Source organism: Hymenobacter sp. UYAg731, from assembly GCF_054061335.1.
Genome location: NZ_JBSSEC010000007.1, coordinates 133538 through 145203 on the forward strand (window position 1 = coordinate 133538; position 11666 = coordinate 145203).

Sequence of the window (11666 nt, forward strand, 5' to 3'; positions counted from 1 at the left end):
TTACGCACCATTCCGCATTTATAGCAACATAAATAGGTTGCCGGCAAGTGTGCTATTCAATCACAAAATATTAACTTCCGGGTGTAGCTCGATGCCGAACTGCTGGCGAACGGACGCGATTATCTCCTCGGCCAGCTGGCGCACCTCGCTGCCGGTGGCCCCGCCGTGGTTCACCAGCACCAGGGCCTGCCGGGCGTGTACGCCGTGGGTGCCCGCGCCGGGGCCGCGCCGCAGGCCCTTCCAGCCGGCCTGCTCGATGAGCCAGCCGGCGGGCACCTTCACGCCGCCGGGCACGGGGTAGCCGGGCAGCTCAGGGTACTGGCTTTGGAGGTGGTCGAACCGGGCCTGGGATATTTCAGGGTTTTTGAAGAAGGAGCCGGCGTTGCCGATTTCGGCCGGGTCGGGCAGCTTGCTGCGGCGAATATGGACCACCGCGCGACTCACGTCCTGCGGGGTCGGCTCGCCCTCAATCCCCATTTCCGCCAGTGTTTCGGTGATGGCCCCGTAGCGCACGTTGGGTGCGTACCCGGCGGGCCGGGCCTGGCGGTGCAGGCGCAGCACCACGGCCGTGACTACGAACTGGCCCTTGAGCACGTTCTTGAACACGCTTTCGCGGTAGCCGAAACCGCACTCGCCGGCCGTGAACACGCGCCCCTCGCCGGTACCGATTTCTACGGTCTCCAGGTGGTCGAAGGTGTCGCGCAGCTCGGCTCCGTAGGCCCCGATGTTCTGGAGGGGGGCCGCGCCCACGGTGCCGGGAATGAGCGAAAGGTTTTCGATGCCGCTCAGGCCTTGGTCGAGGGCGTATTCGACGAGGCCGTGCCAGCTCTCGCCGGCCCCGGCGCGGACGAGGGCCGTGCCGTCCTCGCCATCTTCGGAGAGGATTTCCAGCCCGCAAATCTCATTTTTGAGCACCACGCCCTGGAAATCCTGAGTAAAGAGCAGGTTGGAGCCTCCGCCGAGAATGAGCTTTTCGGCAGCCTGCACCTGGGGCAGCTGCACGAGCTGGCGCAGCGCATCGGCCGAGGCGAAGCGGGCGAAGTAGCGGGCCTGCACATCAAGGCCAAAGGTGTTGTAGGGGCGGAGGGAGACGTTTTCTTCGAGGGTCGGCATCATGGCCGCAAAGGTAGCGGCCAATGTATCGTGGACTCTGCAGAGTCCGCGCGTGAGGGGCCTGGGCAGTTGTCGGTCAATGAATTCACGCGCGGACTCGCAGAGTCCACGGTACGGCGCTATTTCGGGTTAGCCTTCACGTTGAAGCGCGAGTCGGCACGTACGGTGGTGGCTTGGCGCAGGCCCAGTTGCGTAAACTCGACGGTGGTAAACAACGTGTAGGAGCCGCCGCGCAGAAACACATCCAGCTTCTGATTTGCGGGAGTTAGCTCGATGGTGGTCTGGCCCGTGGGCACGGGGTTGAGGGAGGCCAGCAGCACTTTGTTGGTGCCGGCCGCATCGGAGGCAATGGAAATGCTAATGCTTTTCACGAAGTCGAAATTCTGGCCGGCTGGGTCGGTCACCGTCAGAGCCAGGCGGTCGAGGGTTACGTCCTGCACGTAGTCGGCCGCCGTGTTATTGTTCTGGTAAGTGCTGTTGGCCGTGGAGTTGACCGTGACACCCGGCAGCGTGAGCACTGGGTTGGGCAACGGCCCTGGCGCCGGCCCAGTGGCCGGCAGCTGGAACGTAGTAGAGTCGTTAATCTGAAAAGTGAGCAGGTCCAGAATCTTCTTGCAGCCGACGGTGCCCAGCAGCAGGGCCAGCACAAAAAGAACGGGGATAAGCGGAGATTTTTTCATGAAAAACAAGGTGTCGGGTTAATGATACGGGTTTGGCCAGTGAGCCTTCAACGGAAGCAGCACCCACTTAGTGCCTAAAACAACCGGTGCCCTTGGCGCAGCACGGCTCCGCCAAAGCTATCCACTGCTTGTTCCGGTTCGGACCGTCGCGGGCTGGCAGTACTTCCCAATACTTGGTTGGAGCGTGCCGGGAGTTCGACCGCATTGTTCTTTATTTCAGTGCCAAGTAAGGCGTTGGATGGGCTGGCGCGGCCCACTTTCTCCGGCCTTTGGCACTGCCGATGCAAGCCAGAATGCGCAAACGATTTTGCAGCAAATTTCAGTCCGAATCTACGCAATCGATGCCGTTAACGTTCCCGGCAACGATTGCATAGTTTTATGCATGTATTATAATCCCTGGAGGGATAACAAAGCTACATTTGAGCGGCCAGCTAGCCAAGTGGTTAGCAGTTTCCAACCTAACCCTTTCTAGCACGATGAAAATAATTTCTGGAGTGTTGCCCTACCCAACCAAATTAATTACATCATGATGAAAAACACCTTTCTATCCGCCACGTCTTTCGTGGCGATGCTCTCGTTGCTTACCGGCTGCGAAAGCACTTCTCCTACCCCCACCGCTGAGCTAACCGCGCAGAAATCAGCCGATGCTACTAGCTGCGGGGCACAGGGCTGGGCTTCGCAAAATGGCGGCACCGTGGGTGGCGGTACGGCCACGGCCACGGTTGTGACGACCTACGCGCAGCTCAAAGCCGCTATTGAGAACGCGGCGGTAAAAGTGGTGCAAGTGAACGGCACGATTACCATCCCGTCGGCGGGCAAGATTAATTTTCAGGACCAGAGCGGCAAAACCCTCTTCGGTACCGCCGGGGCCCGGCTGGTTTCGACCGACCAAACCCAGGCCGGCTCGGGCATCCTGTACGTGAAACGGTGCAGTAATATCATCATCCGCAACCTGATTTTCGATGGGCCGGGGGCCTACGACGTGGACGGCAATGACAACTGCACGCTGGACGCCTGCACCAACCTGTGGGTCGACCACTGCGAATTCCGGGACGGCATGGATGGCAACCTCGACATTAAAAATACCTCGAACTACATCACCGTGGCCTGGACGAAGTTTACCTACCTGAAAGCCCCCCGCGCCGGGGGCTCCGGCGGAGCCAACGACCACCGCTACTGCAACCTGATTGGCTCGTCGGACGGGGCCACCGGCGACCGGGGCAAACTCAACATCACGTTTGCCCGCTGCTGGTGGGCCCCCGGCTGCGTAGAGCGGATGCCGCGCGTCCGCTTCGGCAAATTGCACATCGTGAACAGCTACTTCAACAGTCCGGTGAGCAATACCTGCATCCGCGCGGGCTTCGAGGCCAACCTGCTAATACAGAACAACGTTTTTGAGAGCGTAAATAACCCGATTGACCTGTACGAGAACAACTCGACGGCCGTGCAGGAAACCGGCAATATTTTCACCTCGACCACCGGCACGCGGGCTGGCAATGGCAAAACGGCCTTCACGCCGCCTTACACGCTTACCGTGCTGAGCGCCAGCAGCGTAAAATCGACGGTCACCGCCTCGGCGGGGGCCACGGCCGGGGGCAACGCCTGCACCACCAGCGGCATTTAGGTGCGCCCTTTTTAGCCGCTTCGCTTAATCGTTTCGGGACCATCTTCGCTGAAGATGGTCCTTTTTTTGCCCGCCAGCCAAGCCGAGAGGTCATGCGCCCTACCGCACCCGGTAGCCGCTCACGGCGTAAAACAGCAGGTACATGTAGCACAGCGCCGGCACCACAAACGCCACCCGCAGCCCGCCGCCGTGCGTGGCCAGCCAGCCCATGAGCGGCGGAATGAGCGCCCCGCCCACGATGGCCATAATCAGGTACGAAGAGCCCTGCTTGGTGAACGGCCCGAGCCCGGTGATGGCCAGCGGGAAAATCACGGGCCACATAATGGAGTTCATCAGCCCGCAGAGCACGATGAGCCAGAGCGCGGTTTCGCCCGTGCTCAGGATGCTCGCGCCCACCAGCGCCGTGCCGGCCGCGCACACCGCCACTAGTAGCACCCGGTTGTGGAATTTGAGCAGCAGCGGAATGCCAATGACCCGTCCCACCAGCGAGCCAAACCAGTACGACGACACCAGCACCGCGCCGACCGCCTTAGTAAAGCCCACGGTGGTATCGATGGCCGAAGGCTCCTTGCCGAACAGCACCAAGGCGTAGTTGGTGGCCACGTTCAGGCCCTGCACCAGGCTTTGGGTGAAGGCCGACAGCTGCCGGATGCCCTGCGACTCGCCGTAGCGAATGAGAAATGAACCGAGTCCAACCTCAACCCCGACATAGACAAAAATGGCTGCAATGCCCAGCACCAGATGCGGAAATGCCAGCGCTGAGGTGCGTCCGGCCGCCATTGGCCGGGCCTCTTCAGCGGCTTCTTCGGGAATGCCTTCAATGTCGGGCAGCTTCACCAGGAAGAAAAACAGCGCCGCCAGCAGTACCAGAAATACGGCCAGGCCCACGTACGGGCCTTTCACGAGCTGCGACTCTTCGGCCAGCCGTTCGGCCAGCGGCAGGGCCGCCAGCCGGGCCTTGAGTGCCACCGAGCCGCCGAACAGCACCAGCCCGCCCACCAGCGGCGAGAGCGCCCCACCGAAATTATTGGCCACGCCCACCACGCTCACCCGCGCCGCCGCGCCCCGCGCCGGCCCCAGGATGCTCACATAAGGATTGGCCGCTACTTGCAGCAGCGTAATGCCCGCGCCCAGCGTAGCCAGCGCCGTGAGAAACAGCGCAAACGCCCGCGAGTCGGCCGCCGGGATGAAGAGTAGCGCGCCGCCCGCCATCACCAGCAGGCCCACCACGATGCCGCGCTGGTAGCCTAGCTTCTTCAGCACCCAGCCGGCGGGCAGCGACATGAGAAAGTAGGCCCCGAAAAACGCCGATTGCACCGCCGAGGACTGCAAATCGGTGAGCTGGCACACGTCCTTGAGGTAGGGCATGAGCACATCGTTAAAGTTGGTGACGGCCCCGAACAGGAAGAACAGGGTGGTCATCAGCACCATGGGGCCGGCGTAGGAGCGAGCGGGCACGGCGGCGCTGATGGTGGGAGCGGAGGAAGGAGCGAGGGCCATAGGAGCGTAGCGCATGCTTCAGCTTGCGCCCAGTGGGAATGTGACGGGTTTGATGGCGCAAGCTAAAGCATGCGCTACACTTTCTGCCGACCTTTGCGGACGCGGACTAAAAGTCCGCGCTACTTTATGCACCTCACCGCCACCACCCAGTTCGGCCTGGAAGAACTGCTCGCCGACGAGCTCTACGCCCTCGGGGCCGACATCACCCACGTCGGCAGCCGCGCCGTCGAGTTCATCGGCGACCATCGCCTGCTCTACGAAGCGGCCCTTTGGAGCCGCCTGTCCATGCGACTGCTGCGGCCCTTCGCCGCCTTCCATGCCGCCGATGAAAAGGCCCTGTACCGCGAAGTAAGCCGCATCGACTGGCAGGACTTCATCGGCCCCGGCCAAACCTTCGCCATCACGCCCGTGGTGAACCGCTCCACCTTCGAGCACTCGCTCTTCGTGGCCCAGCTCACGAAGGATGCCATCGTGGACCAGTTCCGGGCCCGCACCGGCGAGCGGCCCAGCATCGACACCCGCACCCCCGATATCCGCCTGCACCTGCGCATGACGGAAAATGAAGTCATCCTGAGTCTTGACGCGGCCGGCGACTCGCTGCACCGCCGCGGCTACCGCCAGCACACCAACGAGGCCCCCCTGAACGAGGTGCTGGCCGCCGGCCTGGTCCTGCTTTCGGGCTGGGATGGCAAGAAGCCCCTCATCGACCCCATGTGCGGCTCGGCCACCATTCTCACCGAGGCCGGCCTCATTAGTCAGCGCATCGCGCCCGGCCTGTTCCACCAGGGCAAGTTCGGCTTCGAAAACTGGTACGACTTCGACCCGGAGCTCTGGAATCAGGTGCGGGAAGAAGCCAAAGCCCAGCGCCTCGAAGAGCCCCAGGCTTACCTCGCCGGCTCCGACCTCGACCCCCGCGTCATTGACATGGCGGCGGCCAACATCACCGCTGCCGGCCTGGAGGACTACATTAAGTTGTCGGTGCGTGATGTGAAGGATGCCGCGGCTCCAGCTAAAGAGGAGCCGGGAATTGTGCTGATGAACCCGCCCTACGGCGAGCGAATAGGGGAGGAGGCCGAAATGACGGCGCTTTACAAGACGATTGGGGACTCGTTAAAAACGAATTTTCAGGGGTACGAAGCCTTTGTGTTTACCGGAAATCTGGAGGCGGCCAAGAGCATTGGGCTGAAGCCGGCGCGGCGCGTGCCGCTGTTTAACGGGCCGATTGACTGCCGGCTGCTGAAGTATGAGCTGTACCGGGGTTCCAAGCGCGAGCCGAAGCCCGCCGACGCGCCGCAAGTATAAAGTCGGAGGCCGGGGGCTGATTGGAACTTCCCGGCCCGTGTCGTTATTTTATCTTCTTACTCCGCGTCTCATGTCCGATACCCTTACTACCGCCAAACCCGACCTGCTGCAAACCGCCCGCCAGGCCCTGAAACGGTACTACGGCTACGACAATTTCCGCCCCATGCAGGGCGATATTATCCAGCACATCCTGGCCGGCAAAGACACCGTCGTGCTCATGCCCACCGGCGGCGGAAAGTCGGTGTGCTTCCAGATTCCGGCCGTGGTTTCCGAGGGCACCTGCATCGTGGTTTCGCCATTGATTGCCCTGATGAAGGACCAGGTGGAAGCCCTGAAAGCCAACGGCATCGCCGCCGCCTACATCAACAGCAGCGTGGGTCAGAACGAGGCCAACGACATTGCCCGCGCCGCTACGGGCGGCTACCTCAAGCTGCTCTACGTGAGCCCCGAGAAGCTGCTGAGCGACGGGTTTATGCAGTTTCTGAACCGGGTTAATATCAGCCTGTTTGCTATTGATGAGGCGCACTGTATTTCGAGCTGGGGCCACGATTTCCGGCCCGAATACACCCAGCTGGGCCAGCTACGGACGCATTTCCCCAACACGCCCATCATCGCCCTCACGGCTACGGCCGACCGCCTCACCAAGCGCGACATCATCACCCAGCTCAATTTGCGCGAGCCCAAGGTGTTCCTGTCCAGCTTCGACCGGCCCAACATCAACCTCAACGTGCGCCCCGGCCAGGACCGGGTTGGCTCTGTCATCGACTACATCGGTCGCCACCCCGAGGACCCCGGCATCATCTACTGCCTCTCGCGCAAAACCTGCGAAACCATCTCCGGCAAGCTCATCGCCAAGGGCATCAAAGCCGCGCACTACCACGCCGGCCTCACGCCTTTGCAGCGCGGCAAGGCCCAGGAAGCTTTCTTGCAGGATGATATTCAGGTGATTGTGGCCACCATCGCCTTCGGCATGGGCATCGACAAGAGCAACGTGCGCTGGGTAATGCACTACAACCTGCCCAAAAACATTGAGGGTTACTACCAGGAAATCGGCCGCGCCGGCCGCGATGGCGCGCCCTCGACGGCCATCCTGTTCTACAGCTTCGCCGATGTGATGCAGATGCGCGAGATGGTGACCAAGGACGTGCCCGCCCGCCAGGCCCAGCTGAATACGGCCAAGCTGGAACGCATGCAGCAGTTTGCGGAAGCCGCCAGTTGTCGCCGCAAAATCCTGCTCAACTACTTCTCCGAAACCCTGCCCCAGGACTGCGGCAATTGCGACATTTGCCGCAACCCGCCCACCACCTTTGACGGCACACTCATTGCCCAAAAAGCCCTCTCCGCCGTATTCCGCAGCCGCGAGCGCCTCAGCGTGGGCCTGCTGATTGACGTGCTGCGCGGCATGCGCAACCAGGCCGTGCTGCAAGGCGGCTACGACCAGATAAAAACCTACGGTGCCGGCTCCGACCTGCCCTACCTCGACTGGTACAGCTACGTGCATCAAATGCTGAACGACGGCCTGTTCTACATCGCCTACGAGGAAGGCTATGCCCTGAAAATCACCGAGCGCGGCCACGAAGTATTGAAGGGCCAGCTCGCGCTGCCGCTCAAGAAATTCCAGCCCAGCGAGAAGGCCGAAAAGCCCACCCGCGCCGGCAAAAAAGCCGCCAACGCTACTGCTGCGGCCGCCTTCGGCACGCCCGAAGCGCAACTGTTCGACAAGCTGCGCAAGCTCCGCAAGCAGATTGCCGACGAGCAGGGCGTGCCGCCCTACGTGGTGTTCTCCGATGCTACGCTCCAGGAAATGGCCGCCGAACGGCCCGTGAGCCGCGTGGGCATGCTGGGCATTTCGGGCGTGGGCATGAAGAAATTCGAAACCTACGGCGAGTCCTTCATTCGCCTTATTCTGGAGCACGGCGGCGGCGGCCAGTACGTACCGTCCGATTCGGATAGCATGTTCAACGAGCCGCGCCCCCGCACCACCGCGGCCACCGTGGCCACTGCCGAAAAGCCCGTGAGCGACTCCGAGGATGCCACCATCCAGTTCCACCAGATGGGCCTCACGCCGGAGGATATTTCCGAGCGCCGCGGCCTGGCCCTGAGTACCGTGAAAACCCACCTCTACAACGCCTACGCCAAAGGCCGCGAGCTGCGCATTCACGACTTCACCTCCGATGCCGAGCTGGCCGAAATCTTCACCGCCCGCGCCCAGCTCGGCGGCGACCCCACCCTGCGCGACCTCTTCGACCACCTGCGCGAGAAATACGACTACTTCCAGCTGCGCATGGCCGCGCTGTACCACAAGCGGTTGCGCGGGCAGTAAATCTGGTTCACCACCCATTCCCCTCAAGCTAATGTCTGATTCCATAACGCGCATTACTGCCAGCCATGAGGTAATGCTGGGCAAGCCCGTTGTGCGGGGCACCCGGCTTACCGTTGAGTCATTGCTGCGCAAACTATCGGAAGGCGCAACGCCCGATGACTTGCTACGCATGTACCCGCAACTTGAAGTAGCAGATATTCAAGCGGCTTTAGCTTATGCTACAGCAGTGCTGGCTAGGGAAGAGATTATTGGGCTGGCGGCGTGATTCTGGCCGACGAAAACATTGACCACGGTATAATCGCGGCCTTACGGGCGGCGGGCTATGTGGTCGCCTCGGTATATGAATCACACCGCAGCATGTCGGATGAGGCCATTATTCAGCTTTCCCGTAATCTACCCCAAATTATTTTGACGGAAGATAAGGACTTCGGCGAATGGGTTTTTGCACACGGCATCCGTGATATTAGCGTGATTTTTCTGCGTTATCATTTTCGGGATACTGCGGCGTTGCTGGCTACGTTGCTGGAACTAATGCGTACTCGTTTGCCCGACTTGACAGGGGCTTTTACAACGGTTGGCGTACATAAAATCCGCATTCGCCCACTCTGAACCAATATTTTTGCCACTTATGCCGCGTCGCCTGCTTCTCGCCCTCGCGGCCCTGCTCATCGCCGCTTTCGCTGGCCTGATGCTCACCAAAACGCTGCCCTACTACACCTTCGAGAAGGGAATCCACTTCCTCACCACCAAGAGCGACGAAACCAACGACAACCCCGTGTTTCGGGCCGGTTTCTACGTCCACATCACCACCAGTCTGCTGGTGCTGGTGGCGGGGCTGCTCCAGTTTCTGCCGGTGCTGGCGCGGCGCGGGCCGGGGCTGCACCGGCAGTTGGGCAAGTTCTATATAATCGGCATATTGGCGCTGGCGGCCCCGTCGGGCCTCATTCTGGCGCGCTTTGCCAATGGCGGGCTGGCCGCGCAGGTCGGCTTCTTGCTGCAATGCGTGGTGTGGTGGCTCTGCACCTGGCGCGCCTACCAGGCCGCCCGCCAGCGCCAGTGGAGCCTGCACGTCGAGTGGATGCTGCGCTCCTACGCCGTGACGCTGGCCGCCCTGTCCCTGCGCGGCGAGAGCTACGTGATGTACTACGTGTTCGAAACCAAGCCGATTGAGACGTATCTGACCGTGACGTGGCTTTCGTGGGTGGGTAATTTGGTGCTGGTTGAATTGCTGCTGGAAGCTGGGCTGGGACGGTATTTTCTGCGGGAGTTTATGCCGGATTTGCGGAGTAAATTGGCGGCATGAAAAAGGTGCTTTACCCGTTTATGTTGGTTGGGATGCTGGCAGGCTGCCAGCAGCAAAAATCTACCAGCACCAGCACTGTCAGCAAAGCGACTGAATCAGCTCCCGTAGCAATTTCAGTCCCTGCCGAAGCCGAAAAGCCGCTTCCCGTACTGTTCTCGGCGACTGATACGCTTTCGCGCCCCATGCTTGGCTTGCTGCGCGAATATGACCTGGCCAAGCTATGGAAGGGAGATACCAAAGAGCGGAAAGACAATCCGACGCTGCAAGGATTTTTCGGGCCTGAACATTACCGCTTCGCGCTGGCAATTACCGAGGCGCACCGCGACCCGCGACATCCGGAAGTGTACCATGTGCGGGGTAAATGCCGTTACCGTAAAAATGTGCGGCCCTTCACGGGTATCATCACCGTCCGGCAGATTTCGGATGCCGAGGTGTATTATTTACCCAATGACGGCAGTTTTTACCCAGCGCACGACGACTTGATGCCCGGCGACACCGCGCAGGCCATTTACGATAGGGCGGTAAGCAAGGCGCAATTCTACAGCCTGCGAGCGCAGTTGCAGATTCAGGAGGAAATTGCCGAAAATAGTGGGGTGTTTGAAGGCGAGGTTGCCCTGAATTTTTACACGGCTCCCGGCCAGCACATTGGCTACGCTGGGGCACCGGCGCTTACCGAAAATGAGCCCGCCCGGGGCAGTGCAATGCTAATGCGCGGGGCACGCCGCAACCAGAGTACCCGGCAAATCAAACGTTTTGTAGTAGCAGATGACGTTTTTGCAGCGGCACCCGACGTTCTAAAAGACTTCGGCATCGGCGACCGGGGTGGGGAAATCAACCCCAAATACGCCAAACTGGGCTGGAATGAGCTGTGGGAAAACGACGAATGGTGGGCCGACTCGCCCAAGCCCAAACTGAGCCTGTAGAACTATTTCCTTTCCAGCCATGAAAACCCAATGCCTGATTCTGCTGCTGGCTGCGGCGGCTACCGCTTGCCAGCAGGGTTCGCCGCCCATTGCCACTGCGCCGGTTGCTGTTGCGCCGGTGCAGCAGCCCGCAACAGCGGCGCAGTCCGCTGCCACCGATTCTCTATCGCCGGCTATGTTGGCTATGCTTCGCCAATACGACCTGGCCCCGCTCTGGGCCAACCGGGAAGAGGGCACGGCGGCTCAATCGGCCATGGAAGGCTTCTTTGGCACCACGCCCTACCGTATTTCCTTTTATTTCAGTAATGTTGAGCGTGACCTGGCCCAGCCTAATGTGTTCCGCTTAACCGGGCTCGACCGCTACAAAAAGGTCATCACGCCCTTCACCGGCACCATCACCGTGCGCAGCATCGTTCCATTTACCAATTCGATGTATGTGGATGCTCCCGACTCTACGGCGCGGGCTTTCACAGCCGTGGGGCGGTTTGTGCTGCGCGAAGACCCTGCTACCAAGGGCGCGGGCAATTATGTGGGCGAAGCATTACTCGATTTTTATTACGATGCCCACGGCCGCCTCAACCAAGCTTCTGTCCTTGATGGGGTAATGAATCCCACTAAAGGCTGCGGGCTGCTCTTTCGCGGTAGCCACGTAAGCAACATTACCGGCCAGCACCGACCGGTTGCGTTTGCCAATTTCTACGGTGCTGTGGTGCCGCAGGCGCTCGAAAAGCTGGGCCTCGGCGACCGCGTCGATGCGGTGAATCCTCACATGGCCCGCTTGGGCTGGAACGAAGCTTGGGAAAACGACGAATGGTGGGCCAAATCGCCCAAGCCCTCGCTCAGCCTGTAATGCCAGCCGCAGCGGATGACGACAAACTGCTCTTCGCTAAAGTGGTGG

The 11666-nt window shown here is 60.9% G+C and carries 11 protein-coding genes; 8 read left to right on the plus strand and 3 right to left on the minus strand.

The features are described 5' to 3' along the window. Positions 1-60: 60 nt before the first annotated feature. Both murB and ACVWYF_RS20055 read right to left on the minus strand, forming a co-directional pair. Positions 61-1113, minus strand: a complete 1053-nt coding sequence (gene murB, locus ACVWYF_RS20050; RefSeq protein WP_457071677.1) for a UDP-N-acetylmuramate dehydrogenase — start codon at positions 1111-1113, stop codon at positions 61-63. A gap of 119 nt (positions 1114-1232) precedes the next feature. Continuing rightward, the gene (locus tag ACVWYF_RS20055) at positions 1233-1793 is read right to left on the minus strand and encodes a hypothetical protein (protein WP_457071413.1); all 561 of its coding nucleotides are present in this window, start codon (positions 1791-1793) and stop codon (positions 1233-1235) included. A gap of 526 nt (positions 1794-2319) precedes the next feature. Here ACVWYF_RS20055 and ACVWYF_RS20060 point away from each other — a divergent pair. Beyond that, positions 2320-3417: a pectate lyase family protein gene (locus ACVWYF_RS20060; RefSeq protein ID WP_457071415.1), complete on the plus strand. Its 1098-nt coding sequence runs from the start codon at positions 2320-2322 to the stop codon at positions 3415-3417. A gap of 99 nt (positions 3418-3516) precedes the next feature. Here ACVWYF_RS20060 and ACVWYF_RS20065 read toward each other — a convergent pair whose 3' ends face one another. Further along, positions 3517-4917, minus strand: coding sequence for a sugar MFS transporter (locus tag ACVWYF_RS20065; RefSeq protein WP_457071417.1), 1401 nt, complete (start codon positions 4915-4917; stop codon positions 3517-3519). Between the two features lie 126 nt (positions 4918-5043). Here ACVWYF_RS20065 and ACVWYF_RS20070 point away from each other — a divergent pair, with 126 nt between their 5' ends. The 7 genes from ACVWYF_RS20070 to ACVWYF_RS20100 all read left to right on the plus strand — a co-directional run bounded on the left by ACVWYF_RS20070 (position 5044) and on the right by ACVWYF_RS20100 (position 11618). Then, positions 5044-6219, plus strand: a complete 1176-nt coding sequence (locus ACVWYF_RS20070; protein ID WP_457071420.1) for a THUMP domain-containing class I SAM-dependent RNA methyltransferase — start codon at positions 5044-5046, stop codon at positions 6217-6219. 70 nt (positions 6220-6289) lie between these two features. After that, positions 6290-8542 carry a DNA helicase RecQ gene (recQ, locus tag ACVWYF_RS20075; RefSeq protein WP_457071422.1) on the plus strand — a complete coding sequence of 751 codons (2253 nt, stop codon included), beginning with the start codon at positions 6290-6292 and terminating at the stop codon, positions 8540-8542. 31 nt (positions 8543-8573) lie between these two features. Beyond that, positions 8574-8807 (plus strand): DUF433 domain-containing protein, encoded by a 234-nt coding sequence (locus ACVWYF_RS20080; RefSeq protein ID WP_457071424.1) that lies wholly within the window; start codon positions 8574-8576, stop codon positions 8805-8807. Beyond that, a complete protein-coding gene (locus tag ACVWYF_RS20085; protein ID WP_457071426.1) occupies positions 8804-9151 on the plus strand; it encodes a DUF5615 family PIN-like protein in 348 nt (115 codons plus the stop codon). Before ACVWYF_RS20080 ends, ACVWYF_RS20085 begins: the two co-directional genes overlap by 4 nt. A 19-nt stretch (positions 9152-9170) precedes the next feature. Continuing rightward, on the plus strand, positions 9171-9845 hold the full coding sequence (locus tag ACVWYF_RS20090; RefSeq protein ID WP_457071428.1) for a DUF2306 domain-containing protein: 675 nt from the start codon (positions 9171-9173) through the stop codon (positions 9843-9845). 182 nt (positions 9846-10027) lie between these two features. Then, entirely contained in the window at positions 10028-10768 is a 741-nt protein-coding gene (locus ACVWYF_RS20095) for a hypothetical protein (protein ID WP_457071431.1), read from the plus strand. Between the two features lie 19 nt (positions 10769-10787). Next, entirely contained in the window at positions 10788-11618 is an 831-nt protein-coding gene (locus ACVWYF_RS20100; protein ID WP_457071433.1) for a hypothetical protein, read from the plus strand. The last annotated feature ends 48 nt before the right edge of the window (positions 11619-11666 follow it).